At 41.6% G+C, this 25,545-nt stretch carries 23 protein-coding genes and 2 tRNA genes; 11 read left to right on the top strand and 14 right to left on the bottom strand.

Annotated features, from left to right (window positions below; all coding sequences use genetic code 11):
* Positions 1–58: 58 nt before the first annotated feature.
* Positions 59–1,180 carry an amidohydrolase family protein gene (locus tag CHB71_RS14980; RefSeq protein WP_089357753.1) on the bottom strand — a complete coding sequence of 374 codons (1,122 nt, stop codon included), beginning with the start codon at positions 1,178–1,180 and terminating at the stop codon, positions 59–61.
* A 106-nt stretch (positions 1,181–1,286) separates the two neighbouring features.
* Between CHB71_RS14980 and CHB71_RS14975 the strand changes: the two genes are divergently transcribed.
* On the top strand, positions 1,287–1,769 hold the full coding sequence (locus CHB71_RS14975) for a deoxycytidylate deaminase (RefSeq protein WP_089357752.1): 483 nt from the start codon (positions 1,287–1,289) through the stop codon (positions 1,767–1,769).
* 49 nt (positions 1,770–1,818) lie between these two features.
* Positions 1,819–2,841 (top strand): alkaline phosphatase D family protein, encoded by a 1,023-nt coding sequence (locus CHB71_RS14970; protein WP_089357751.1) that lies wholly within the window; start codon positions 1,819–1,821, stop codon positions 2,839–2,841.
* A 55-nt stretch (positions 2,842–2,896) separates the two neighbouring features.
* On the opposite strand, the gene CHB71_RS14965 is transcribed toward CHB71_RS14970, so the two are convergent.
* From CHB71_RS14965 to CHB71_RS14955, 3 genes are all read right to left on the bottom strand, one after another.
* Complete coding sequence (locus CHB71_RS14965) at positions 2,897–5,371, bottom strand: outer membrane beta-barrel family protein (RefSeq protein ID WP_089357750.1); 2,475 nt, start codon at positions 5,369–5,371, stop codon at positions 2,897–2,899.
* Positions 5,372–5,456: 85 nt separating this feature from the next.
* On the bottom strand, positions 5,457–6,710 hold the full coding sequence (locus CHB71_RS14960) for a sensor histidine kinase (protein WP_089357749.1): 1,254 nt from the start codon (positions 6,708–6,710) through the stop codon (positions 5,457–5,459).
* The gene (locus CHB71_RS14955; protein WP_089357748.1) at positions 6,707–7,384 is read right to left on the bottom strand and encodes a response regulator transcription factor; all 678 of its coding nucleotides are present in this window, start codon (positions 7,382–7,384) and stop codon (positions 6,707–6,709) included. Before CHB71_RS14955 ends, CHB71_RS14960 begins: the two co-directional genes overlap by 4 nt.
* 139 nt (positions 7,385–7,523) lie before the next feature.
* Between CHB71_RS14955 and CHB71_RS14950 the strand changes: the two genes are divergently transcribed.
* The gene (locus CHB71_RS14950; RefSeq protein WP_089357747.1) at positions 7,524–9,980 is read left to right on the top strand and encodes a S9 family peptidase; all 2,457 of its coding nucleotides are present in this window, start codon (positions 7,524–7,526) and stop codon (positions 9,978–9,980) included.
* 98 nt (positions 9,981–10,078) lie between these two features.
* Here the strand turns inward: CHB71_RS14950 and CHB71_RS14945 are convergent, their stop codons facing one another.
* Positions 10,079–11,230 (bottom strand): DUF819 family protein, encoded by a 1,152-nt coding sequence (locus CHB71_RS14945; protein ID WP_089357746.1) that lies wholly within the window; start codon positions 11,228–11,230, stop codon positions 10,079–10,081.
* Positions 11,231–11,304: 74 nt separating this feature from the next.
* On the opposite strand from CHB71_RS14945, the gene CHB71_RS14940 reads away from it, so the two are divergent.
* Complete coding sequence (locus tag CHB71_RS14940) at positions 11,305–11,751, top strand: GNAT family N-acetyltransferase (protein ID WP_089357745.1); 447 nt, start codon at positions 11,305–11,307, stop codon at positions 11,749–11,751.
* On the opposite strand, the gene murB is transcribed toward CHB71_RS14940, so the two are convergent.
* Positions 11,752–12,768 carry a UDP-N-acetylmuramate dehydrogenase gene (gene murB / locus CHB71_RS14935; protein WP_089357744.1) on the bottom strand — a complete coding sequence of 339 codons (1,017 nt, stop codon included), beginning with the start codon at positions 12,766–12,768 and terminating at the stop codon, positions 11,752–11,754.
* A gap of 12 nt (positions 12,769–12,780) precedes the next feature.
* Entirely contained in the window at positions 12,781–14,493 is a 1,713-nt protein-coding gene (locus CHB71_RS14930) for an amidohydrolase (protein WP_089357743.1), read from the bottom strand.
* 49 nt (positions 14,494–14,542) lie between these two features.
* Here CHB71_RS14930 and CHB71_RS14925 point away from each other — a divergent pair, with 49 nt between their 5' ends.
* From CHB71_RS14925 to CHB71_RS14915, 3 genes are all read left to right on the top strand, one after another.
* Positions 14,543–15,049 (top strand): hypothetical protein, encoded by a 507-nt coding sequence (locus CHB71_RS14925; protein ID WP_089357742.1) that lies wholly within the window; start codon positions 14,543–14,545, stop codon positions 15,047–15,049.
* 155 nt (positions 15,050–15,204) lie between these two features.
* Positions 15,205–17,364, top strand: coding sequence for a 30S ribosomal protein S1 (gene rpsA / locus CHB71_RS14920; RefSeq protein WP_089357741.1), 2,160 nt, complete (start codon positions 15,205–15,207; stop codon positions 17,362–17,364).
* Between the two features lie 66 nt (positions 17,365–17,430).
* Positions 17,431–17,501 (top strand) — tRNA-Cys (locus CHB71_RS14915).
* 223 nt (positions 17,502–17,724) lie between these two features.
* Here CHB71_RS14915 and CHB71_RS14910 read toward each other — a convergent pair.
* Entirely contained in the window at positions 17,725–17,973 is a 249-nt protein-coding gene (locus tag CHB71_RS14910) for a hypothetical protein (RefSeq protein WP_089357740.1), read from the bottom strand.
* A gap of 146 nt (positions 17,974–18,119) precedes the next feature.
* On the opposite strand from CHB71_RS14910, the gene gap reads away from it, so the two are divergent.
* Positions 18,120–19,109 (top strand): type I glyceraldehyde-3-phosphate dehydrogenase, encoded by a 990-nt coding sequence (gene gap, locus CHB71_RS14905; protein WP_089358067.1) that lies wholly within the window; start codon positions 18,120–18,122, stop codon positions 19,107–19,109.
* Between the two features lie 71 nt (positions 19,110–19,180).
* Here the strand turns inward: gap and CHB71_RS14900 are convergent, their stop codons facing one another.
* From CHB71_RS14900 to CHB71_RS14890, 3 genes are all read right to left on the bottom strand, one after another.
* Positions 19,181–19,891, bottom strand: coding sequence for a YebC/PmpR family DNA-binding transcriptional regulator (locus CHB71_RS14900; RefSeq protein WP_089357739.1), 711 nt, complete (start codon positions 19,889–19,891; stop codon positions 19,181–19,183).
* 62 nt (positions 19,892–19,953) lie between these two features.
* Positions 19,954–20,784, bottom strand: coding sequence for a DMT family transporter (locus CHB71_RS14895; protein WP_317043988.1), 831 nt, complete (start codon positions 20,782–20,784; stop codon positions 19,954–19,956).
* Positions 20,785–20,788: 4 nt separating this feature from the next.
* Positions 20,789–21,436 (bottom strand): ABC transporter ATP-binding protein, encoded by a 648-nt coding sequence (locus CHB71_RS14890; RefSeq protein ID WP_089358066.1) that lies wholly within the window; start codon positions 21,434–21,436, stop codon positions 20,789–20,791.
* A 102-nt stretch (positions 21,437–21,538) separates the two neighbouring features.
* On the opposite strand from CHB71_RS14890, the gene sucC reads away from it, so the two are divergent.
* Both sucC and CHB71_RS14880 read left to right on the top strand, forming a co-directional pair.
* Positions 21,539–22,750, top strand: coding sequence for an ADP-forming succinate--CoA ligase subunit beta (gene sucC / locus CHB71_RS14885; protein ID WP_089357737.1), 1,212 nt, complete (start codon positions 21,539–21,541; stop codon positions 22,748–22,750).
* 68 nt (positions 22,751–22,818) lie between these two features.
* Positions 22,819–23,244: a hypothetical protein gene (locus CHB71_RS14880; protein WP_089357736.1), complete on the top strand. Its 426-nt coding sequence runs from the start codon at positions 22,819–22,821 to the stop codon at positions 23,242–23,244.
* A gap of 706 nt (positions 23,245–23,950) precedes the next feature.
* Here the strand turns inward: CHB71_RS14880 and CHB71_RS14875 are convergent.
* Positions 23,951–24,024 (bottom strand) — tRNA-Arg (locus tag CHB71_RS14875).
* A 67-nt stretch (positions 24,025–24,091) separates the two neighbouring features.
* On the bottom strand, positions 24,092–24,463 hold the full coding sequence (locus CHB71_RS14870; RefSeq protein ID WP_089357735.1) for a hypothetical protein: 372 nt from the start codon (positions 24,461–24,463) through the stop codon (positions 24,092–24,094).
* An 87-nt stretch (positions 24,464–24,550) separates the two neighbouring features.
* On the opposite strand from CHB71_RS14870, the gene CHB71_RS18855 reads away from it, so the two are divergent.
* Positions 24,551–24,697: a hypothetical protein gene (locus CHB71_RS18855; protein WP_179213433.1), complete on the top strand. Its 147-nt coding sequence runs from the start codon at positions 24,551–24,553 to the stop codon at positions 24,695–24,697.
* On the opposite strand, the gene CHB71_RS14865 is transcribed toward CHB71_RS18855, so the two are convergent.
* Entirely contained in the window at positions 24,694–25,533 is an 840-nt protein-coding gene (locus CHB71_RS14865) for an ion transporter (RefSeq protein WP_089357734.1), read from the bottom strand. The genes CHB71_RS18855 and CHB71_RS14865 overlap by 4 nt on opposite strands.
* Between the last annotated feature and the right edge of the window lie 12 nt (positions 25,534–25,545).

The raw sequence follows: 25,545 nt of genomic DNA, 5'->3' as shown, positions 1-25,545 counted from the left end.
ATCTACTAATTAATTCTCTGAGCCCCAGTGGATTCTCTGTGCTCTCCGTGGTTAAAGTTTACTTTTCAAACTGACTCAGCTCCAGCCCGGGTATAATCTTACACGCATTCTTGTAATAGATCTTTTTCAGTACCTCATCCGACAACCCCAATCCATACATTCGCCAAAATGCATGGTACTTTTTGTAATATGGAAAATATTCATCTTCTGTTTCCAAGACTCTGAAGTATGTGTAAAACTCCTCCGGATTGTATGCATCTTTTCCGAAAAGTAACCGATCCTGATACTTTTCAAAAAAGGCCTTGGCTCTTCGTGGTTGTCTTCCAAACTCTGCTATGACAGCACCTATACCAAAATATACATTTGGATACATTTCCAGGTGCTCACCAGCCTTATCCAGATCATTGGCCATCCAGCCCATATGTGCATTAACAAAGGTGGTGTTCGGATGCTTTTTGAAAATATTATGCTGCTCTGCGATGATCTGTTCAAATGGTGCCGGATCATTTGGTCCGCGCTTTCTGCCCGGTCTTAACTTCAGCTCCAACCATCGTTCATTATCAGCATTCATGTCATCCCAGAATGGTTTCGGATCTGCTGCATGAATGAGCACAGGTATTCCCAGCTCACCACATTTAGCCCATACAGGATCAATTCGTGGATCATCAATAGCTACTCTTTTTCCTTCAGTATCTTCATACCTTAGCCCCAGGCTTTTATAAATCTTCAGTCCTCTTGCGCCCGCAGCTACATCTTCCTCGAGCTCCCTTACCGCTTGCTCTGTCCAGCCATCTTCACCAATATTTTTAAACGAAACATTCGTAAAAACGATTATTCGATTGGGAGCTTCTCCTTCTACCCTTCTAACCATTCCAGCCAGGTATTCCTGACTTCCAATATCCCCGGCTTCTCTGTTAAAACCCCTTCCACTTAAATTAACCATGGCACCCATATTCAATTCATCCATTTCTTCCACCAAGGAAGCAATTCGCTCTTTCGTAAGATTCCATTGATGACTGTGAATATCCACAAAAGGAAACTTTGCTCTCTTTACCGGATTTTCAGGCACTACCAATGTCGAAATTGGATTGTATTCCTCAAAACTCATAGTTGGCTCAGCTTCTTGTGCCAGTAGCGAGGAAGAGAATATAAGCGAAAGGATAAAGATTGTTTTGCGCATACTTTTAGATTTTAAATCAATGACAATAATACGAATGTCAAACCGCATCGAACGAGTCATTTACTTATTTGGTTCTATTTCGGTTTGAGCAGGTTAATTTCGCAGTATGGAGCGACCGGAATTTGACGATATATTCATGGAATTGGCAGTAAACCTGGCCAAGAAATCTCACTGCATCAAACGCCATGTTGGTGCGGTACTTACCAAAGACACCAGAATTATTTCCATCGGGTATAATGGACCACCCTCCGGCACACACAATTGTGATCAGGAATGGCCGGAAGAAGGTTGCCCCCGAGACTCAAAAGGTAGCTGCTCTCTAGCACTTCATGCGGAGCAAAATGCTATTTTGTACGCTGTAAAAAACAAAACAGATGTAGAAGGCGCTACACTTTATGTTACCTTATCTCCATGCATTGCATGTGCGCGAATCATCTACACCATGAAGGTTGAAAAGGTTATTTATCTTAAATCTTATGCTGAGTATAAGGGCATCCCGACAGACGAAGGAATCGATTTTCTGAAACGATTTGGTGTAGCCGTTGAAAAGTATGAAGGTAACCTGGATAATGTAACCGAGCTGGTATAAGCTTAATAACTCAAAATCTTGTTTGCAAATACTTGAGTAGCTTTCCAGTATGAAAGTCCTTCTCATCTCGCTCATTTTTATAACCTTTCTTGCTCCAGCTCAACAAGCAGACGTTGCAGTAAATAAAGAAATCCTTCGTATTGCTTTTGGCTCATGTAGCAAGCAGGATCAACCGGAAAGTCAGCTGTGGGCTGAGGTAAATAAGACGAACCCGGACCTTTGGGTATGGCTGGGTGACAATATTTATGGTGACACGGAGGATATGGATGTGATGAAAGCAAAGTATGACCAGCAAAAATCACATACCGGCTACAAAACTCTCCTGTCTCGCTCCAGCGTCATCGGCATATGGGATGATCATGACTTTGGTGTAAATGATGGAGGTGCCGAATACCCAATGAAGGATCAAAGCAGGGATTTGCTTTTCGACTTTCTGAATGTAGACAAGAACAACCCGGCAAGAAAAAGACAAGGTGCCTACCAATCTTATACTTACAATAACAGTCAGGGGAATATCAAGGTAATCCTGTTGGATGCCCGCTATTTTAGGGATTCTTTGAAATGGGAAAATCCAGGAACGGATGACAAAATAGCGCTAAAGAATGAAACAGGTGATATTTTAGGCGAAACACAATGGAAGTGGCTGGAAAATCAACTTTCTGACAATGAAATAGATCTGTTTATTCTGGCTTCTGGAATTCAGGTTATTCCGGAAGAGCACCGCTGGGAAAAGTGGAGTAATTTTCCCATGGCAAAAGAGCGTCTGTTAAATACCATTAAAAAAATTGATACGCCTCTAATAATAATCTCTGGAGACAGACATTTGTCCGAAGTTTCCAAACTCGATTTGGAAGGATATGATTATCCTTTATATGAACTTACATCCAGCAGTCTCAATAGTCCATCTACTATTTCTGAAGAAAACAATCGCTTTCGATTGAAGAATAAAATCCATGAAAGAAACTTTGCTACTATGACCATTATCTGGATTGCAGGTAAACCATCAATCCAACTGAAATATATTGGTAAAGGCGGGAAGTCCTTAGCCTCTCATCAAATCCAGTTTAATTAAAAAACCCTCCCGCTTTGCAGCTAAGGAGGGTCACCAACTTACTCAAAAATAGTCTTTAAAAATCTCCTCCTTCAAAATCACCTTCGCCACCTTCACCGCGATCGCGGTTACGTTGCTTTTTCTGGTTTAGGCGATAGGTGAAGGAAAGTGTGGCAGTAGTTGATCGCCATTGAAATTCACTGTATTGAAACGAATTCGTGTTGAATGTTTCGCTTCTATGCTTCCGCGTGTTAAACAAATCCCGAACATTGAATGCCAGGGTTCCTTTGTTTTTCAGCACATCTCTTGACATACCTATATCCACAGAAGTAACCGATAATCTTTTACCTTGAACGGTATTACGTGGGGCTCGGTAATTGACATTTAGTTGGGCGTCAAACAAGTTGTTAAACTTAAAATTATTACTCACCCGAGTCGAAAGCGAAACTGCTTCCGCTTCATCATAGGTAAGTACTTCATCTCCAAAAGAGACAGACCCTCCCGGCACATAAGACCTAAAGAAATTTGCATTTCCACTTACCCGATACCAGTCTGTCAAATCCTGCGAGATATTAAATTCCGCACCGAAGGACCGCTCAATAGAAACATTATAAGGTCGAGTGAACGTAATCCCGTTTTCATCTGTGGTTCGCAGGCGCTGCTCTACGCCCTCAGTGTAGCGATAATAAACACCTCCGTAAAATGAAGCTTTCTCGAGGTTTAACAAATAACCAAGCTCATAAGAGTCGGTGAATTCCGGCTGCAGGTTCGGATTACCCACATAGAAATTCCTGTTGTCTGAAATAGAGCTGAATGGATTAAGTCTCCTACCTCTTGGTCTGCTGATTCTTCTGCTATAGCTAGCCTGAACAGCCCGTGTCTCCGTCAATTGATAGGTCAGAAAGGCACTAGGAAATAGGTTGCCATAGTTTTGCTCATTACGAATCGTGTCTGTTTTTTGAAAGGTGATCAATTTGGTTTGTTCATATCTGGCACCAATCTGCCATGACAGCTTATTGAATTTATTACTCACAATACCATATATTGCTAAGACATCTTCTTCGTATTCAAACTCATTGGAAAAACGAGGATCAGTTACATAATCCGCACTTTCGTTACGTTCTGTCACCAGGTAATCATTCCCAACCAAACGATCCGTGTATCGTGTTCCAAGCTCAAGCCTACCATCTTTTGCATAAGGATGAATATAGTCTGCTTGTAGCATGTACCGCTCTTCTATCTCGTCGTTTACTGCTTTTTGATAAAGGAATGGAACTTGATTATTGAAGTTGCTACCCTGGCTTTGTACAAGATCATTGCGCTCCTGCTCGTTATTGTTTTGGTACTGAAAATCAGCGGTAAACTTTTGTCCTTTTCTTTTGAAGTTTCGGGTATAATTCAATGCATACTCCAGGTTTTCATCTCCTTCTCCCTCCTGATCATTTCTGAGTGATACTGAGTCTGCACCCGATGGCTCATAAAAATCACGATATATAAGCCTAGTATCATTTTCTTCGTCTGAGTAACGGTACAAGAATGATAGAGTAAGTGTATTAAGATCATTAAAGTAAATATCTGACCCAAAACGAGCAGAATAACTCAGCCCCCCTCGATCATGCGAGCGATCTCTAAAGGTGAATGAAGGACTACTCGGGCTTGAATTGTAAAACTCCTGCTCTGAAAAACCAGACCCATTATATCTGCGATAGTTTACACCCACATTAGTAAAAAAATTGATCCAGTTTCTTCTTAGATTCATATTTACTGAACCCCCATGATTGGCCGGTGCTCCTGTATTGACCTGAAAGCTCCCATTCAATCCCTTATTTTTATCCTTTTTCAGAACCAGGTTAATAATTCCAGCCAGACCCTCAGCATCATACCTTGCAGACGGATTGGTGATTACCTCCACACTTTCGATGAGGTTACCGTTGAGCTGCCTTAGTGCATCGTTACTGCTTAGCCCCACAAGCCCTGATGGCTTCCCGTCTATCAGTATTCTTACGTTTTCACTTCCTCTTAAGCTTACGTTTCCTTCTACATCTACCTGTACGGAAGGAAGATTGTCTAAAATATCTGTCGCACTACCTCCGAGATTGCTTAGATCTTTACCAATATTAAAAACCTTCTTGTCCAGGGTTAACTCCATTTGCGTCCGTTCACCTTGTACAACCACCTCTTCCAGGAGGGTTTCATTTTCTTTAATCTCTACTTCCCCAGCATCATAGACCTGATTGTTTCTGTTTAGTCTTACGTCAGGAATAGTTACATCCAAAAAACCCATAAACTGGATTTTGATGTAGAATACACCTGGTCTCGTTGGGATTTCAAATCGTCCTTCAACATCCGTGAGTCCACCGGTGACCAGCGATGAATCTTTCGTAGCAAAAACACTCACAGTAGCAAACTCTACCGGCTGTTTATCTGACGCATTTACCAGCTGTCCTTTAATGGTAAATGTGGGGCGCTCCCCTCCTCGTTGTGGAACCTGAGCTAAGGTCATGGTCATCAGGCCTGTTAAAAATAGTATGAGTAGTCCTTTTTTATTCATGATACAAGATTAACACGCATATTTGATGCATGTTTGAGTGAAATTTGAAGCAATTCTGAAGATTTAAAATTCTTTCTACCGAAGGTCAAAACCGTATGTGAATGGTATGAAAATCGTCTTTGTATTCATACCCAATTTCATAATCATAATAATCACAGATCTTTTTCACAATAGCCAGACCAAGCCCCATCGAGTGGCTGCTTTGATTTGATTTTTTGAATCGCTCAAAAAGCTGATCTCCCGGAATGGTTAATTCTTGCCCGGTATTGCTTATAGTTAGTTCTGACCCATTGAGATCAACTTTAATTTTACCGCCCTCCCAGTTGTGTCGAATAGCATTGTTGATCAGGTTTGTAAGCATCAGCTCAATCAACACCTGATCAGCCTGAATTTTTGCTGTTTCAGTAATTGATTCATCTCGCTCGATTGACTTTAGCTCTATCAACTCTTTGAATTCTTCCAGCATTTTGGATAGCAGACCTGAGAGATCCACCTCCGATACATTTTCAAACTCTCTATTTTCAATTTTGGTAAGTAAAGCCAACGCATTACTGAGGTTACTCAATCGCTTTATGGCGCTTTGAACAAAGCTGATTTGTTCTAACTGCTCTTCCGTTAGGTTTTCTCCGTCCATCAGTACCTCCAGCTTACTTTGGACGATAGCAAGTGGGGTTTGTAGTTCATGTGACGCATTTTCAGAAAATTCCTTCAGCGATTGATAGTCAGAGCGAACCTTATTAGTCATTTCTTCCAAAAAATGGTTTAATCGATTGAATTCAATAACATTAGATTTTTGGAAAACAACTTGTTGATTAGAACCCGTTAGCGAGAAGTTTTTTATGATATCAAGTGTGACATTGAATGGCCGAAGGATGAAATAAGAAGCCATAAATCCAATAATTAAAACAGCCCCAAGCAGAATTAAATACATTGTCACCAATGACTCAACCAAACCGTCTCTTATATCATCCGGTTCGATGATGATATCATACAAGCTTATTTGGTAACTTACTCCATCTACAGTCCTGACAGCATCAAGGCGTAGGTGAGGCTCCAGTCGATCCAGTTGATTGTGCATCACCACCGTATCAGAAAAGGAGGTCCTATCCTCCATAAGCTCAGGCATCCGAATGATCTTTAGCTTAGTCCAGCTGGCTGTGTCTTTAACAGGTCTTCGCTCCAACCGCTTTTCCAAGCCATCTAGTCGTTCAATCAAAAACCTGCGTTGCTCAAAATTCACTTCACGCATCATTACATTGAAGCTGATCACTCCGCCAATAAGAAATACGACCAGCGAGACAAACACAAAAAGTATGGTTATACGTGCGATCAGATTCATTCGTCCTTCATTTTATATCCTGCACCATAAACTGTTTTTAAATAATCCTTGCCTCCTGCTTCCATAATCTTCTTTCTAAGGTTTTTAATATGCTGATACACAAAATCAAACGAATCCATTGTATCCATATAATCCCCCCAAAGATGCTCCGCAATGGCTTGCTTGGTTAGCAACCTGTTTTGGTTCACAACAAAGTAATGCAGCAACTCATACTCCTTTCGGGTCAGCTCAATCGACTTATCGTTCACCATTACCTCATGGTTATCCAGGTTAAGCTCTATTTCGTTAAAACTCAACGTTCGTTTTCCATCCTGCTTCCTTCTTCTGTACACAGCATTTGCTCTAGCATTTAGCTCAGCCAAATGAAATGGTTTAGGGAGGTAATCATCAGCGCCCAATTCCAGCCCTTTAAGCTTATCATTCAATGCGTTTTTTGCCGAAATTATAACCACACCCATATCTGTCCAGTTCTCTTTTATCACCCTCAAAAGGGATAGTCCATCCCCATCAGGCAGCATCAAATCCAACAAAAGGACATCATAGGAAAATGCATAGAGTTTCTCTGTAGCCTTTGCAAAGGAGTCGGCAACCTCGCACACATCACCTTCTTTCGAAAAATAGTTTCGAATGCTGGATGCGAGCTCTTCCTGATCTTCCACCAACAGTAATTTCATAAAGCAAACATAAAGTGCCTTTTTGAAGCAATTTTGAAATTGGGCTTTTGTACTAAGGGGAATTCCATTACACAAACGGTCAAAATCGAAGTTCTTTATTTTATAACTTCATGGATTCAATCAATTTAACAGCTGGATCATGAAACGTATATTAAATTATCTATCACTGGTTGCTTTGGGCGTGGGCTCCTTCGCACAAGGAGGTCTTGAGTATCAGGAACCACCCCAGGAGATCAAAGAGCTTATTGATGCTCCGCTCGCACCCTGGGTACGCATTGACAATAAGGGTGAAAACGTTGTGCTGCTTTACCGCAATGCATACAAGACCATCGCAGAACTTTCTGAAGAAGAACTGCGACTAGGTGGATTACGAATCAACCCGGTGACCAATATCGGGAGCCGTACCACTTTCTACAACAACATCAAGGTGAAAAAAGCCTTTGATGCGGATGCCAAGCAAGTGACCGGACTACCTGAAAACCCTCGACTGGCGTATTTCAGCTGGTCTCCGGATGAAAGCATGATGGCTTTCTCTCACACCACAACGACAGGCGTGGAAATATGGGTGCTGGATGTAGAAAAAGGTTCGGCCAAGAAGTTGACCAATGCTGGCGCAAATGCCAATATGGGTTGGCCGATGACCTGGTTTACCGACAACAAGGCTTTACTTGTAAAGATGCTCCCCGGAGACCGTGAGCCCCTTATTGATACAGAAACAGCCGTACCAACCGGACCAACAGTGACAGAAAGCACTGGCGCAAAAGCACAAAATCGTACCTATCAGGATCTACTAACAGATCCTACGGATGAAAAGAACTTTGAGCAGTTGGCGCGATCCGAGATACATAAAGTAACACTGGATGGCAACACGTCAAAGTGGATGGACACTGGTATGCACAGAGGAATGGACTTCTCACCTGATGGAAATTATGTGCTGATGACAACCATAAAGAGACCGTTCTCCTACCTGGTTCCATATTACCGTTTTGCTTCAGAAACATCCATCTATAGCAAAAATGGGGAGTTGGTGAAGCAGCTACTCGATATGCCGGTTGATGAAGTGCGTCCAAAAGGTTTTATGGCCACTACTGATAAAAAGCGATCATTTAGTTGGCGTGGGGATAAGCCAGCCACGATGGTTTGGGCGTTGGCACTAGATGGTGGCGATCCTGCCAACGAAATGGAATACCGGGATGAGGTATTTGAGCTTCCCGCACCATTCTCCGGGGAAGAACGATCCCTGCTGAAAACCAAAAATCGCTTCTCTGCGATCACCTGGGGAACCAATGAGGTCGCTGTAGCCTATGACTATTGGTTTGATAATAGAAACACAAAAACATACGTATTTAACCCATCGGATAATTCGAAAGAGGCTAAAATCATCTTCGATCGAAACTACCAGGATGCCTATAGTAATCCGGGGAATTTCGTAACTACAAAAAACAACTATAATCAGTCAGTCCTTTCTATTGACAATGGAAATGCTTACCTGATGGGTGATGGCTTTACTGATGAAGGTCAGTTTCCTTTTGTAGATCAAATAAACCTGGAAAGTGGTGAGACCAAAAGACTGTATCAATCTGCATACACAGACAAAGTAGAAGATCTGGTAGACGCGATAGATATGAAGAAGGGAGAAATCCTGGTTCGAATTGAATCTCCGACCGAGTATCCAAATTACTACTTACGCAACATCAAAAAGAAGATAGCCTTAAAACCTATCACACAATTTGAGAATCCATTCAAAAGCATTCAGGATGTGCACAAGGAAGTGATTACCTATAAACGTGATGATGGACTTGAGCTGACTGGTACGCTCTACCTACCGGTAGGATATGATAAAGAGAAGAAAGAAAAAATGCCTATGATCTTGTGGGCATATCCGGTTGAGTACAAAGACAAGTCCAGTGCCGGACAGAATACTACAAATCCAAACGAATTCATTTACCCATGGTACGGTTCGCCAATATTCTGGGTAACTCGTGGTTACGTGGTATTGGATGATGCTGCCTTTCCTATTGTTGGTGAGGGAGATGAAGAGCCCAACGATACATTCAGGAAACAGCTTGTAGCAAATGGTAAAGCAGCGATTGATGCTGTCGACGAACTGGGCTATATCGACCGTAATCGTGTAGGTGTGGGAGGCCACTCCTATGGTGCATTTATGGTGGCGAATCTTTTGAGTCATTCGAATTTGTTTGCAGCTGGCATAGCGCGGAGTGGTGCCTACAATCGAACACTCACTCCGTTTGGGTTTCAGCGAGAAGAACGATCCTATTGGGATGCACCCGAGGTGTACTACACCATGTCACCGTTTATGCATGCGGACAAAATGAAAACACCCCTCCTATTGATACATGGAAAAGCCGATAATAACTCCGGAACCTACCCGATGCAAAGTGAGCGTTATTTCAACGCACTAAAAGGTTTGGGTGCACCAGCACGTCTGGTGATGCTACCAAAAGAAAGTCACGGCTATCGTGCCAAAGAGAGCATCATGCATGTACTATGGGAGCAAGACAAATGGTTGGAGGAGAATGTGAAAAACAAAGACCCAATGGAAACAACCGTTGAAATGGAAGTGGATGAAGACTAACGTCTAATAACCAACCTGAAGGAAAGCCGGGCTGTAAGGTCTGGCTTTTTTTATTTTAAAATCAAAACAGGCTTTGACTTGGATATTTAAATTCCAAATCACCCACCCAAAATTCCTGCGACCAAAAAGCCAAGGTATGTTCCCAATCCATAACCCAGGGAACCGGCCAGGATAGATGGCAGGATCAAATCGTTTCGTTTTACACTTTTAGCGAGTGCCAGTGCGGTACTTGCACCTCCGATGTTTGCTTGAGAGGCCACAGCGATAATCGACCAGTCTGACTTTAACAGCACGCCACATATCAATAAAAACACCCCGTGAATTACTACAATCATAACAGTGAATAGCAGTATATCAAAAGCATGTGCGCCGACTGAAACAAGCGCTCCAATCTCACAATATGCCCCAACCACTACCAGAAAAAGATAAACCGCAAACATACCTAAAAGCTTCGCCCCGGCTATTCGCTGGACTGTCCCCACTTGTGCCAGAATCAATGCAATAGTGGTTAGTATTAAAATGGAAGGAATCCCGAAACCAGCGGCTTCCATCCAAGCTGAAAGCTCGTTAGATATCCAGATTGCAGCCACTCCAACAGCCAGCAAAATGGCCAGGTTTGAAGGATTGATGGCTTCTTCTTCCCGTTCTGCTTCACCGTCATGGTTGTCCCCTTTGATCACCTCCTTATGAGGGCGTATTTTTTGCATAAAGACCGGTATGCTGAGGGTGATCATCATCCAAACAGCCGTAACGATATTATCAGCCACTACCACTCCGGTGAAAATGGCACCTTCCCTAAAAACCTCATAGTGTAATGCCACCGCATTGAAATTGGCACTCCCACCAGTATAAGTTCCGGTCATCATACCCGCTATTGCTGCATAGTTTACCCCAAATACAGCTTGATAATCAATCAGTTGCAAGGCTACCACAACTCCAATCATTGTACCTGCCGAGCCTAGTACAAATGCTATGAGCATAGGAAGTCCTGCTTTTTTTAACTGTTTCAGGTTAACACCTAACAGCAAAAAGAAAATACTGGCTGGTGCTACATATTGAAATATGGCATCATAGACCGGGGTGGCATCTGATGCGGACGGAATCAACTCAAGGTTTGCTACAATCGCTCCCAATATGATCACCAGCAACGAGCTGCTGATGTGTTTTAGAAACGTGTGCTTACATAGGTACTCACTCAGGAATATCAAAAAGAAAAGGACTGCAAGGATGTAGAGGGGTTGCTCAATCATCCTCGAAAATAACCACATAAATATTTCTGCAATTCTTACCTCATTGCATTACTTTAATCGGAATATTGAAAAATATGAATCGATTGGAAGTTGAAAAACTAGATAAATCATTGCTACCGCAAGCGTATACTTTTTTGGAGTTGGTCTTCACGAAAGAGCAACACATTCCAAAAGAACTCATTCCACTCCCATTTGATGAACAATTTTGGTGGTGCGTCAGAAGTGAAGGAATTGTTGGAACAGTAGCCGCCTGGAAAGACGGTAAAGAATGGCACTGGGGGCGTCTGGCCGTAGGTTCAAACCAGAGAGGTCATGGGCTTGGAAAAAAGCTGGCCGTTCAATCCTTTTCAGATTTGTTTCAGACAGGGGTAGAAGAAATAGTAATTGATGCAAGAGACATTACCGTGAAGTTGCTCTTGTCATTGGGTGCAAAAGTCACTGGATCTACCTCTGAATTTTATAGTATTCCTATTACGCCAATGATCTTAACTAAAGAAGGGTTTGAAAAATCTCAATCGTGATCAAATCACATTCACTTCTCGCTCCAGCTCTATGCCAAACTGGTTGTGAATGGACTTCTGAATGTCTTTAGAAAGTTTGTAAAGGTCTTTACCACGTCCACTTCCATGGTTAACCAACACTAAGGCCTGTCGGTCATGAACGCCTACCTCCCCATTCTTGAAACCTTTCCATCCCGCTTTTTCAATCAACCATCCTGCAGGGATTTTAATAGACTCAGCGTTAATAGGGTAACTTTTAATATCAGGAAACTGAGCCTCAAGGGCCTCAAAATGTAGTTTTTCAATAATCGGGTTCTTAAAGAAGCTGCCTGCATTTCCAATATCCATTGGGTCAGGAAGTTTGGACTGACGAATATTAATTACTGCCTGGCTGACATTCTTTAGTGTCAGCTCCTGCACCCCCATCTCTTCCAATGTTTCTTTAATGGCCCCATAAGAAATATTGAATTTCGGCTTCTTAAATAGTTTGAAAAACACCTTAGTGATTACAAACTCATCCCTGAGTTCACCTTTAAAAATAGAAAAGCGATATCCGAACTTACAATCTTCTTTAAAAAAGGAAATGGTTTTACCAGTTTTGATCTCATAGGCCTCAAGCGAATGAAACACTTCCTTTAGTTCGACACCATATGCTCCAATATTTTGCATGGGAGCCGCCCCTACTGTGCCTGGAATCAAAGACAGGTTTTCAACTCCCCCATATCCTTTTTCCACGCACCAAAGCACAAACTGATGCCAGTTTTCACCACCACCTACTGAAACCAATACATCTTCTTCCGTTTCATTGAGAACCTGGATTCCTCTAATCTCATTTTTCGCAATGAGGCCCGTAAAGCCTCGCGTAAATAAGACATTGGAGCCTCCACCAAGGATCATTTTTTTCTGCGCTCTGAACCTCCCGGTTTGAAATATTTCATCCAGGTCTTCGATGGAATCAACGATAGCCAAAAAACCGGCATTCTCATCCAATCCGAAGGTGTTATAGGGTTTTAATGAAACGTTTTGCTGTACGATCAAGGTAATTTCCTGTTATTCAGCTTCATATACTATTTCACCACCAATGATAGTCATTGACACGTTGGTCTCCAGAATTTGATCTTCGGGGATGGTCATGATATTCTTATCAAGGATAGTTAAGTCTGCCCATTTACCTGTTTCTATACTCCCCTTTCTGTCTTCTCTGAATGCTGCATATGCAGCGTCAAGGGTATATGACTTTAGTGCCTGTTCTCTGGTCATTTTTTCGGCAGGCTCATAACCACCTTCGGGATTTCCCTGTAATGTTTTTCTACTTACTGAAGCATAAAAGCTGGCAAGGGGTGTTATTGGCTCGACTGGTGCATCCGTACCATTAACAATTCGTGCTCCTGACTGTAGAAGTGTCTGCCACATGTAAGCCCCCCATTCAATGCGTTGCTGACCGAGCCTGTCGATAGCCCATGGCCTGTCCGAAGACATATGAATAGCCTGCATGGAAGGAATAACGCCCATCTCTGCAAATCTTGGAATATCATCCGGATGAAAATGTTGCGCATGCTCTATTCGAAAACGAGGCTCCTTAGAGGCACTTTCAGGATACAATTTAAATGTGCGCTCATAAATATCCAGTACCTCGCGATTTGCTCTATCTCCAATGGCATGAACACATACCTGAAAGCCGGCCTTATATGCATTAGCTGTAATTGCTTCAATTTCATCCATCGGCATCACATTATGTCCATGTACGCCCGGTGCATCCGTATATTCTTCTAGCAGCCAGGCGCCTCTGGATCCCAAAGCTCCATCAGCATATAATTTTACAGACCGAACGGTTAACTGATTATCATACAGGTCCTCTTCTATGCCATTAGAAAAATATTCATTCAATAATGCCTCATCCCGACCATTCAACATGACATAGAGTCGAAGCTTTAAATCTCCCCTTTGTGCAAATTCTTTGTATAGGTTTATATGATCCGGACCAGAACCGGCTTGATGAAATCCGGTAATTCCGTATTTAAAGCACTGTTCAAGTGCAAGTTTTAAAGCCTGCTCATCGCTCTCTTTTGTGGCATCAGGAATTGATTTTGTTACCAACCCTTGGGCCGTTTCATTGAATATTCCGGTAGGCTCACCACTCACACTCATAAATATCTCTCCACCATCTGGTTGCGAAGTTTGGTTTGATATTCCAGCTACTTCCATTGCTTTTGCATTACCCAAAGCTGCATGCCCGCTGGCGTGTTTCAACCAGACCGGATGGTTAGGTACAGCTTCACTAAGTAAGTCGTGGGTGGGAAATCCATTGGTCATCTCCGGCTTTTCGGTCCACTTATCCTGATGCCACCCTCTGCCTGTTATCCATGTGCCTTCAGGGGTGTTTGCTGCACGTTCCGCAACCATATCCACAACCTCCTGATAACTTTTTGCTTCACGTAAATCCACATTCAATAGGTTGTAACCCACTCCCATTATGTGTGCATGGCCCTCTGTAAGTCCCGGCACCATCGCCTGCCCGTTTAAATCAATGATTCGGGTTGAATCTCCTAAAAAAGCATCTACACCGTCCCTTGAGCCAACATATAGAAAAGTATCCGCTTTGATAGCTACAGCCTCCACTGCTGGGTTTTTCACGTCCATTGTGTAAATAGGTCCATTAAAAATGATCTTGTCGGCCTGTATTTCTGGCCCTTCTGTCGTTTGATTACAACTAATAGTAAGTACGGTCAAAAGACACAGGTAAACGGTAAGGGATTTTTTCATAAGATTTATAAATTCGCTGCAAAAATTACTAATCACCAAAATTAGTCACATGAAAAGTTCTTCCATCTATTTAATTGTATTTCTACTTTCAGTTTTTTTCGCAAGTGCACAAGATCAAAGAAATTCTGAAATAAACAGCCCGGGTGAGAAACCAGAAGCCAGAACTGAAAGTAGCAGTTCAGAATCACTGAAAGAGCAATGTATAAGCCTGGAAAGTAAAATCGAAAGGAGAAAAGAAACAATTCAATCTTTTTACTTCATAGAAAAAGAAGTTTTTGTGGGGTATGGAGAAGGATCACAGGTAATGACTCAGGCAATTAAGAAACATATCTATAAAGCAGGGCAAACGTTAATTGATTATAGACAGGCCCAAATCAATGCCTTGGACGATAATAATTATACCGATAAGGTTGATTTGTTAAGAGAAATCGATCGAGTACATGATCAACTTATCCATTTCAGCAAACAGGAAAAAACACGTACGATTGAGAAAAAGCTCAGAAAACTAAAAACTCAGGATGAGATAGCTCCGGTTTTCTTCCTTGAAGAAGAATAACATAGTTTTTATTAACAAAAATCTATTTAAACATTATCTTTGCGCTCCGTTCCAAAATGGAGCGCTTTGATTTTATATCAAAGAATGTTTAATAGAAATGCTGGTCAGTTCTGACTCCAACTGACACAGTGTATTGATGGGAGTCATTTTTTATTATGGCAAAGAAAGAAGAAACTGCAAAAGCTGAGGAAAAAGAAACCAAAGCAAAAGCAACTGCTGCTAAATCCACAACTAAGAAAGCAGCAACAAAAAAAGCAGAGGATAAAAAAGAAGAAGTAAAAGAAGAAAAGAAAGCTTCGAAACCTGCTGCAAAAAAAGAAACCAAAGCAAAGGCTGAAAAGAAAGAAGACGCTAAAGCTGAAACTAAAAAGGAGGAAAAGAAAGAGGTGAAGGAAGAAAAGGTAGAGGCACAAGCGGAAAAGAAAGAAGAACCAAAAGCTAAGAAAGAAGAGAAAAAAGAAGTTCCTGCTCCAGTTATTGAAGAGCAAGATGACGATTTTGACTTTGACGCTGAGGGTGGCTTTGAAGATGAGTACTCTGAGGAAGATCGTAAAGCCATGGAGAAGCTTTATGAAGATACACTTACAGAGATTACTGAAAAAGAACTTATCTCAGGTACTGTAGTTGGTATTACGGATCGTGAAGTGATCGTAAATATTGGCTTCAAATCTGACGGACTGGTTTCTCTGTCTGAATTCAGAGATATGCCGGATCTTAAAGCTGGCGATGAAGTTCAGGTTTACATTGAAGAACAAGAAAACGCTAATGGACAGCTTGTTCTTTCGAGAAGAAAAGCAAAAATTGTTAAGGCATGGGAATCTATCCAAGGTGCACTTGACAATGACGAGGTAATTGAAGGGTTCGTGAAGCGAAGAACCAAAGGTGGTTTGATCGTGGACGTTTACGGTGTAGAAGCCTTCCTTCCTGGTTCACAAATAGATGTGAAGCCTATCAGAGACTTTGACGTATTCGTAGGGAAGTCTATGGAAGTTAAAGTTGTGAAGATCAACTACACGAACGATAACGTAGTTGTTTCACACAAAGTACTAATCGAGAAAGATCTCGAAGAGCAAAAAGCTGAAATCCTGAATAACCTTGAAAAAGGTCAGGTACTAGAAGGTGTAATTAAGAACATGACCAACTTCGGTGTATTCATCGACCTTGGTGGTGTAGATGGTTTACTTCACATTACTGACATCAGCTGGGGCAGAATCAACCATCCGGAAGAGGTGCTTAATCTAGATGAGAAAGTAAATGTTGTTGTTCTCGATTTCGATGACAATAAGCAACGAATCTCTCTAGGTATGAAGCAGCTTACTGATCATCCTTGGGATTCACTTGATAAGGATATCGATGTAGGATCTAAAGTGAAAGGTAAGATTGTGAATGTAGCAGATTATGGTGCATTCCTTGAAATCATCCCTGGAGTTGAAGGTCTTATTCACGTTTCTGAAATGTCATGGTCTCAGCACTTAAGAAATCCTTCTGATTTCATAAATGTAGGTGACGAGATAGAGGCTGTAGTATTGACTATCGACAGAGAAGAAAGAAAAATGTCTGTTGGCATCAAGCAGCTTACAGAAGATCCGTGGACAAAACAAGATGTACTTACGAATTATGCAGTAGGAACTGAGCATAAAGGAACTGTACGTAACCTTACCAACTTCGGTCTTTTCATTGAGCTTGAAGAAGGTATTGATGGTCTTGTTCACGTTTCAGATCTTTCATGGACGAAGAAAATCAAGCACCCTTCAGAATTTGTGAAGGTTGGCGAAGAGCTAGAAGTGAAGGTAATGGAGCTTGATGTTGAAAACAGAAGATTGGCATTGAGCCATAAGCACCTTGAGGAGAACCCTTGGGATACATTCGAAACAGTATTCACCAAAGGATCTACTCATAAGTGCACAATCACTAATATCGGTGACAAGTTTGCAACTATTGAACTTCCGTATGGTCTCGAAGGGCAGGTTATACCTAAAAACCTGAAGAAAGAAGATGGAACTAACGCATCTGAGGGCGAAACACTTGAGTTTAAAGTGTTAGAATTCTCGAAAGATGATAAGCGAATTGTTCTTTCTCATACTTCTGTTTGGGATAAGGATGCAGAACAGCCAAAAGCAGCTTCCTCTACAGCTAAGAAGTCTGGTGGTGGCAAGAAAGGTAACACCCTAGACAAGATCAACAAAGAAGTTGAAAAGTCTACACTAGGTGACCTGGATGCACTTTCTGCTCTTAAAGATAAAATGGAAGATGCAGGTAAGGCTACACCTAAGAAGACAACTAAAGCGAAAGCCAAGAAGGAAGAAGAAAAATAGATCATAAATTGAGTCATCTGCCGATTGGTAGGTGACTCTTTTTTTCTACTTTTGCAATCAATTTTTGGCGCTGTGGCCGAGTGGCTAGGCAGAGGTCTGCAAAACCTTCTACAGCGGTTCGAATCCGCTCAGCGCCTCTTAACAAGCAACCTCAAAAGGGTTGCTTTTTTTGTATTAATAAGCGGATGAGAACCGGAAGGTTCGAAATGCGAAGCATTCACGAGGGGTTGTGCGGTATGGTAGTGGGTATGAGTAATCCCTGCCTGCGGCAGGCAGGCGCTCAGCGCCTCTTAACAAGCAACCTCAAAAGGGTTGCTTTTTTTGTTTAAGAAATGGTGAGATCCAGAGGTTCGAAGCTTCCTACATTACTTTAGACTCTGTATACAAGTCATAGGCCGCAACAAATACATCTCCGACATTAGCTGGGTCATCAACGTATTTTTTAAGTTTAGCTCTTTCGGCCAGGAAAACCGGGCGATAATCCTTTTCCATTTCATCCCATAGTACAACCAGGTACTCAAATCTAATTTTGCTCTCCCTCCCCTCATCAAACCATTGGTCAAATCGGTTTTCGTCAAGAGGTTCATCAAAATTCAAGTTTTCAAACATGCCTTGTCAATCATTTAATTACAAAGAAAAACTATTGCATGATTTAGTGCCTTTTTTATAAGTAATTAAAAGGTGCACTTTGAATAAAATTGATTACCTCAAAAAGAGGTTATACTTTTGCACCTCAAAAATCAAAGCAAGATCACATGTCAACGAAAATTGGTATTAATGGATTTGGACGTATCGGGCGATTAAGTTTCCGTGCGCTCCTTGAAAAAGAAAATGTAGATGTAGTGGCGATCAATGATCTCACAGATACTCATACGCTAGCTCACCTGTTAAAATATGATTCCAATCATGGAAGGTTTCCAGGCACAGTAGAGGCGGACGATCACAACATTATCGTTAATGGAAAAGCAATTCCGGTAACTGCTGAGCGTGACCCAAAGAACCTACCTTGGAGCAAACTTGGAGTAGAGATCGTACTTGAGTCTACTGGCTTTTTCGTTGACGAAGCTGGTGCTGGTGGACACCTCGAAGCAGGAGCTAAGAAAGTAGTTATCTCTGCACCTGCTAAAGGTAATATTCCCACAGTAGTGCTTGGCGTAAACGAAGATACACTTACAGGTGATGAAACTATTCTTTCCAATGCCTCTTGTACTACAAACTGCCTCGCTCCTATGGCTAAAGTACTTGATGATGCATTCGGAATCGAAAAAGGATACATCACAACTGTACACGCTTATACGTCTGATCAGCGCTTACAAGATGCACCGCACAAAGATCTAAGAAGAGCAAGAGCAGGAGCAGTATCTATCATCCCTACATCTACCGGTGCAGCAAAAGCTGTCGGACTAGTGCTTCCTCACCTGAATGGTAAGCTAGACGGGATCGCTATGCGGGTTCCTACTCCTACTGGTTCATTGACAGATCTAACTGTAGTCGTGAAAAAGGATGTTACAGCAGAACAGGTAAATGCGGCAATGAAAGCTGCTGCTGAGGGTCCTATGAAAGGAATTCTTGAGTACACAGAAGATCCAATCGTTTCAATCGATATCGTTGGAAACCCACATTCAAACATTTTTGATTCTAAGCTTACTTCATGCCAGGGTAATCTGGTTAAAGTAGTAGGATGGTACGACAATGAAGCTGGATACTCTGCACGAGCAGCAGATTTGATCAGCCAGATAGCTTGAGATAATCATCAAATAAAAAAAGGGACTCACATGAGTCCCTTTTTTTTATGTTATTGATATAACCTTACACTTTATGCTATGTTGGTATAAACAGCCTGGACATCATCATCGTCCTCAATTTTATCAAGCATCTTCTCAATTTCCTCTAACTGCTCATCAGTAAACTCAACTGGGTTGTTTGAAATCCGTTTCAGATTGGCTTTTTTTACATCAATTTCTAAATCTTCCAGCACCTTACTCATTTCACCAAACTGTGTGTAATCAGCATAGGCATATATCATCCCCTCATTTTCTTCAATTTCCTCCAGCCCTCCGTCTATCAATGAAAGCTCCAGTTCTTCGATATCCATTCCTTCCGTCTTCTCGAATTCAAAAACGGCCTTTCGATCAAACATAAATTCCAAAGAGCCATTCGGTACAAAACTTCCTCCGGCCTTATTGAAGTATGACTTCACATTTGCTACTGTACGCGTTGTATTATCCGTTGCGCATTCCACAAACACCAAAACCCCATGAGGTCCTTTTCCTTCATAAGTGACCTCAGAGATTTCATCAATATCCTTTCCTGCCGCACGTTTGATTGCATTCTCAATGTTGTCCTTCGGCATGTTTTCAGCCTTGGCATTTTGAATAGCTGTACGAAGCTTTGGATTCATTTCAGGGTCTTCTCCGCCATCCCTGGCCGCTACGGTTATAGCTTTGGCCAGTTTAGGAAACACCTTACTCATTTTATCCCATCGCTTTTCCTTGGCTGCTCGCCTATATTCAAACGCTCTTCCCATGATTTAATATTTCATACGTGTGTAGACTGCAAATAAAGCTGAAGGGGTGCTTAAAATCAAGATCAATTGCGCTTCCAAAGCACATTCAGTACCACTCCAGTTAAAACAAGTGCCATACCACCATATGTGACCAGGTTATAAGTCTCATCAAATATGAAGAAACCAAAGGCCAGTGAATAAATAATACCAAGGTAGGTTAGAATCGAAACCTTGTTTAACTCCTCTTTCTGATAAGCTTTGGTCATTAAAAATTGGGCGATTTGAGTAGTGACTCCCACAAGAATTAATACCAACCAGTCATTACCTATAGGCTGCACCCATACAAAAGATGACCAAATAGCCGAGATTGGCAACATGATAAGCGGGAAGTAAAAAATAATCACCAGCGGATGCTCACTGGTTTTTAGCTTACGGATAAAGTTGTAAGCCAAGCCCATAAACAAGGAAGCACTGACTCCCATTACCAGGTGCCAAAAAGTGATTCGCGGGTCAAATCCCTGAATGATTAAAATCCCGGCAAAGCTCATGGCAAAGAATAGCCACTGTACATTCTTTACTTTCTCCCCTACCAGAAAAATGCCTAATACTGCCGTGAAAATTGGAGCTAAATACTGTAATGTTGAGGCTGTGGCCAACGGTATTTGCTGAAGCAGACTGAAATAAATAACAAGTGCAATTGCTCCTGAAACACCTCTACCGATTAAAACCAATTTATTATTCCCCCATATATTGACTTTCTGTCGGTTCAGGAAGAATAAACTAATAGCAAGTGAAATGACGGATCGGAATAATATGATTTCAATGGCCGGAATGTGAGGGACCAACTTCACGCACACCTTCATTAAAGTGAAAGTGAACGAAGCAAAAAGCATGTATCTAACTCCCTGACTCAATCTATCAAGTAGTTATGATTCCGTCCTTAATTTCTAATTTTCTATCCGCCATGCCGGCCAGCTCCATATTGTGAGTGACTATGACAAAAGTTTGTCCAATTTGGTTTCTTAGATCAAAGAATAGTTTATGCAGGTCATCAGCACTTTTAGAATCCAGATTACCACTAGGTTCATCTGCAAATACAATTGACGGATCATTGATTAATGCGCGAGCTACAGAGACACGCTGCTGCTCACCGCCAGATAGCTCAGAAGGCTTATGCTCTTTGCGTTCTTTAAGTCCCAAAATATCCAGTAGTTCCAAAGCTTTTTTCTCCGGATTCTTTGTGCCTTTGATGTAAGCAGGCATACAAATATTTTCTAGTGCAGTAAACTCAGGAAATAGATTATGAAACTGGAAAATAAAGCCAATCTGTTCATTTCTAAACTGGGCCATTTTTTTTTGGTTCAAACTAGAAACCGCTGTACCATTCAACCATACGCTCCCTGAATCAGGAGTATCTAATGTGCCGAGTATATGAAGTAGTGTGCTTTTTCCTGCACCGGAAGCTCCAACAATGCTAACAACCTCTTCTTTCGAAATTGAGAGTTCGACCCCACGTAGTACATGGAGACCATTATATGATTTATGAATTTTCTCGGCTTTTAACATGGCGGCAAAGATATGGTTATCAATCAGAAATAAGCCAACAGAAAAGGCTTCAGCTTGGTTATACGTGCCCAATGATTTAGCTTCGCAGAAAATTTTAAGCTCATGAACATTCACGAATACCAAGCCAAAGAAATTCTTAAATCTTACGGAGTTACTATCCAGGAAGGTGTAGTTGCAGACACACCTGACAAAGCTGTTGAGGCAGCTAAGGAACTGAATAGAGAAACAGGAACTGAATGGTATGTAATCAAAGCACAAATACATGCAGGAGGTAGAGGAAAAGGAAAGGTTAATGAGACCGGATCAAATGGAGTGGTATTGGCTAAAAGCCTCGATGAAGTAGGTCCTAAGGCTAAGGATATCCTGGGTGGAACATTAGTGACGCATCAGACTGGAGCTGAAGGCAAAAAAGTAAATAAGGTATTGATTGCACAGGATGTATACTATCCGGGTGAATCTGATCCTAAAGAATATTACCTGTCTATTTTGCTAGATAGAGGAACGGGCAAAAATGTGATCATGGCATCTACTGAAGGTGGCATGGACATTGAAACGGTTGCTGAAGAAACACCGGATAAGATTGTAAAAGAGTGGATTGACCCTGCTGTTGGGCTTCAGGGCTTCCAGGCTAGAAAAGTAGCTTTCTCACTTGGCCTGGAAGGTGATGCATTCAAGGGGATGGTTAAGTTCATCTTTGCCCTATACAAGGCATACGAAGCAACAGATGCATCTCAGTTTGAAATTAACCCTGTGCTAAAAACTTCTGATAATAAAATTTTAGCGGTTGATGCAAAAGTGAATATTGATGACAATGCACTTTATCGTCACAAAGATATTGCCGAGCTCAGAGATCTTACCGAGGAAGATCCTTTAGAAGTGGAGGCTGGCAAGTCCGGACTGAACTATGTGAAGCTAGATGGAAACGTAGGTTGCATGGTGAATGGCGCAGGTCTGGCAATGGCTACCATGGACATCATTAAACTTTCCGGTGGTGAGCCTGCAAACTTCCTGGATGTAGGGGGTGGGGCAAATGCGCAAACGGTAGAAGCAGGCTTCCGAATCATCCTTAAAGACCCTAATGTAAAAGCGATTCTAATCAACATCTTTGGTGGTATCGTAAGATGTGACAGAGTAGCAAACGGTGTGGTTGAGGCATACAAAAACATTGGAGACATCAACGTTCCAATTATCGTGAGACTTCAAGGAACCAACGCTGAAGAAGGAGCTAAAATCATTGAAGATTCAGGGTTAAAAGTGACCTCAGCAATTGTACTAAAAGATGCTGCTGAGAAGGTGAAAGAGGTGCTTTCATAAGTGTAAACTGTATTCAGCCTTTAGGGGTCAATAAATAAAAGCTTGCCATAGTTGTAAATCACTCAACTATGGCTTTTTTACGTTTAATCCTTTTATCCTTCATTGCTGTCAGCTGTATAGATAACAGTCCACGGCCTAAATCTCCTGGCGAGTTAATCTCAGGAACAGATGAATTTGGAAAAACCTATCAGGTAGACGAAATCGAAATCGAAATTGGAACGGTGACACCTCACAGGTGTGTAACTGATAATTTCATCACCTATTTCCCCAATGGGAACTATGAAATAAATGAAGGAGCTACCAAGTGTGAGCCACATGATCCTCCCGGAACCATTGGCCAATGGTATATGGATCGTTCGGAAGAACGTCTCATCGTTGAAATTGGTGACAGCTTACAAGTATGGGAAGTGGATGAAATCGATGATCAAACCCATCGTATTACTTCCTCATTTAAGGAGGGTCATCGAACATATACCTTTACTTTATCGAGATAATTGACTGATTCAAAGAATGAATTGGGGGTATCTAAGTCCACACTGGCCTTATCATTGACAACAAACAAAATCTATTATGAGTTACGTCAGGTTTATTCTTTCAGTTTTAACGGTGATTGTTTTGCTTGTCATGCTTAGCTAAAAAGAAAATCCAGTATATACAATCACCGCTAATAGAAAGCCCTTCAACAATCTTGTTGAAGGGCTTTCTTGTTTCAAGATAAACTATCAGTAAGATTTATGAATCTAACTCCAAGGTCCGTATCCCCTTGCAAACGAGGTACGAGTGAGACTTGGGGATCTCCTACCCATTCAGAAGTATATGGTGCAAGTAACGAGAATAGGAAAGCATAAAAAGCCTCCAAAAGGAGGCTTAAAGTACACTCGGAAGGATTACTCATACCCACAACCATGCGCCTTTCCCTTCGTGAATTTCGCTATGCTCCATTTATCTCATACCCACAACCATGCGCCTTTTCCTTTCGTGAATTTCGCTATGCTCCATTTATCTCATACCCACAACCATGCGCCTTTTCCTTTTGTGAATTTCGCTACGCTCCATTTATCTCATACCCACAACTATGCGCTCCTCCCCTCGTGAACCCTTCGGGTTTCGAACCTGAGATTCTCATCCTTCCTAACATCATTGTATTGATTTAATTAACTGTAAAAAGAAAAAGCACCTACTGTTGGTAGATGCTTAAAGTGCACTCGGAAGGATTCGAACCCTCAACCCCCAGAGCCGAAATCTGGTATTCTATCCAGTTGAACTACGAGTGCAGGTTGTTTTGGAAATCATCACTAACCCTGTCTACGACAGGCAGGCGCAAATATAGAATTAACCGGACTAAAACGAAATCTTATCGACAGAACTAAAGTTCATAGATTCCTTTTTACCCTCTTTGTTTGTACCCTCAACTTTTACAAGGTTTACCTCTACTTCCAACTTATCATTGTTCCTTTTAACTAAAATAGCTTTAAAGGTGGTAACCCCCTTTTTACGACCAAGGTTTTCCTTAAACGAAATCCGTTTTACTTCCTTAATATTCACCTTGCCCGGTGCACCCCGATAAGAATAGCTAATAACATCTGGTGTGCCTTTAGCTGTAGTTTGATATAGCAAAACGTTGGTGAGCTCGATTTCATCACCGTTATTTTTCACGATGGTGACAGGGCTTTGAAAAAATGAATACAGAATGGCGATAAATAAGAACTTCATGGTTAAATGCAATTTTAAATATCTAAGTTACAAAACATATTTCGGTCAGTTGACCATATTGCTTGCTATATTTATGCCAAAAAACAGATGGAAGAAACAGAATCGATGAAATTCACTGAGTGGGTAGACTCCTGGACCATTTCGGATGCCTCAAACGTTTTCCTTATGACCACATTTACAATTGTGATCATTTGGTTGGTTGTCAGAACTTTTAGAAATAAACCATCTGCCTAGAGCTTAGCAGAGCAATTTTTACAGAAAATTGCATCATCATCATGTCCCTTCTTACCACAGGCCACACAGACTCCACGACCTGAAGACTCCTCTTTTTTCTTATCCTTCTCTGCCTGTGCAATTTCAGAAGTCACAATACCTGTAGGCACAGCTATAATCGCATATCCCATAAGCATCAGCATGGACGCAAAAGACTGACCCAATACCGTTTGTGGAGCAATATCTCCATAGCCTACGGTTGTAATGGTCACAATGGCCCAATAGATACTTCTTGGAATGCTGGTGAAGCCACTCTCCCCTCCTTCGATCATATACATCAATGTCCCCATGATCATGGCCAGGGTAAAGACGGCTCCAAGGAAAATAAATATCTTATAGCGACTGGCTGCCAGCGCATTAGATAAGACAGAAGCTTCTCTTAAATATCTCCCGAGTTTGAGTATCCTGAATATTCTCAATAATCGAATGGAACGAATAACTATAAGATAGCTTCCACCAGCCACAAAAAGCGTGATATAGGTAGGAAGTGTTGCCAATAAATCTATAATACCAAAGAAGCTAAATGCATACTTCTTGGGTTTTGCCGTTATAGATAATCTTAGGATATACTCAACAGTAAACAAGATGGTAAAAAACCATTCAGAAATAAAGAATACCGTATCATAGGTCTCACTTATCTCCTTTACGCTTTCGAGCATTACACTCAAAACACTCAAAACAATCGCCCACAGCAGGATAATATCAAAGAGTTTACCCGCGCGGGTATCGGTACCGAAAACAATATGAAACAATTGATTTCTTAGCCGTGGAAAGTACTTGAAGTCGGGTTCTGACATAATTTTAATTAT

It is taken from the genome of Ekhidna lutea, from assembly GCF_900188325.1.
GTDB classification, from domain to species: domain Bacteria; phylum Bacteroidota; class Bacteroidia; order Cytophagales; family Cyclobacteriaceae; genus Ekhidna; species Ekhidna lutea.
Note: the sequence above shows the minus strand (reverse complement) of the source record. Positions and strands in the feature narration are given on the sequence as shown.

Excerpts from the sequence above, each read along its gene's own strand:
- CHB71_RS14965 (WP_089357750.1), bottom strand. The coding sequence starts at position 5,371 with ATGAATAAAAAAGGACTACTCATACTATTTTTAACAGGCCTGATGACC.
- gap (WP_089358067.1), top strand. The coding sequence starts at position 18,120 with ATGTCAACGAAAATTGGTATTAATGGATTTGGACGTATCGGGCGATTA.
- CHB71_RS18855 (WP_179213433.1), top strand. The coding sequence starts at position 24,551 with ATGGAAGAAACAGAATCGATGAAATTCACTGAGTGGGTAGACTCCTGG.
- rpsA (WP_089357741.1), top strand. The coding sequence starts at position 15,205 with ATGGCAAAGAAAGAAGAAACTGCAAAAGCTGAGGAAAAAGAAACCAAA.
- CHB71_RS14925 (WP_089357742.1), top strand. The coding sequence starts at position 14,543 with ATGAAAAGTTCTTCCATCTATTTAATTGTATTTCTACTTTCAGTTTTT.
- CHB71_RS14945 (WP_089357746.1), bottom strand. The coding sequence starts at position 11,230 with ATGATTGAGCAACCCCTCTACATCCTTGCAGTCCTTTTCTTTTTGATA.
- sucC (WP_089357737.1), top strand. The coding sequence starts at position 21,539 with ATGAACATTCACGAATACCAAGCCAAAGAAATTCTTAAATCTTACGGA.
- CHB71_RS14890 (WP_089358066.1), bottom strand. The coding sequence starts at position 21,436 with ATGTTAAAAGCCGAGAAAATTCATAAATCATATAATGGTCTCCATGTA.
- CHB71_RS14980 (WP_089357753.1), bottom strand. The coding sequence starts at position 1,180 with ATGCGCAAAACAATCTTTATCCTTTCGCTTATATTCTCTTCCTCGCTA.
- CHB71_RS14865 (WP_089357734.1), bottom strand. The coding sequence starts at position 25,533 with ATGTCAGAACCCGACTTCAAGTACTTTCCACGGCTAAGAAATCAATTG.
- CHB71_RS14870 (WP_089357735.1), bottom strand. The coding sequence starts at position 24,463 with ATGAAGTTCTTATTTATCGCCATTCTGTATTCATTTTTTCAAAGCCCT.
- CHB71_RS14880 (WP_089357736.1), top strand. The coding sequence starts at position 22,819 with ATGGCTTTTTTACGTTTAATCCTTTTATCCTTCATTGCTGTCAGCTGT.
- CHB71_RS14950 (WP_089357747.1), top strand. The coding sequence starts at position 7,524 with ATGAAACGTATATTAAATTATCTATCACTGGTTGCTTTGGGCGTGGGC.
- CHB71_RS14960 (WP_089357749.1), bottom strand. The coding sequence starts at position 6,710 with ATGAATCTGATCGCACGTATAACCATACTTTTTGTGTTTGTCTCGCTG.
- CHB71_RS14970 (WP_089357751.1), top strand. The coding sequence starts at position 1,819 with ATGAAAGTCCTTCTCATCTCGCTCATTTTTATAACCTTTCTTGCTCCA.
- CHB71_RS14930 (WP_089357743.1), bottom strand. The coding sequence starts at position 14,493 with ATGAAAAAATCCCTTACCGTTTACCTGTGTCTTTTGACCGTACTTACT.
- CHB71_RS14975 (WP_089357752.1), top strand. The coding sequence starts at position 1,287 with ATGGAGCGACCGGAATTTGACGATATATTCATGGAATTGGCAGTAAAC.
- CHB71_RS14940 (WP_089357745.1), top strand. The coding sequence starts at position 11,305 with ATGAATCGATTGGAAGTTGAAAAACTAGATAAATCATTGCTACCGCAA.
- CHB71_RS14910 (WP_089357740.1), bottom strand. The coding sequence starts at position 17,973 with ATGTTTGAAAACTTGAATTTTGATGAACCTCTTGACGAAAACCGATTT.
- CHB71_RS14900 (WP_089357739.1), bottom strand. The coding sequence starts at position 19,891 with ATGGGAAGAGCGTTTGAATATAGGCGAGCAGCCAAGGAAAAGCGATGG.
- CHB71_RS14955 (WP_089357748.1), bottom strand. The coding sequence starts at position 7,384 with ATGAAATTACTGTTGGTGGAAGATCAGGAAGAGCTCGCATCCAGCATT.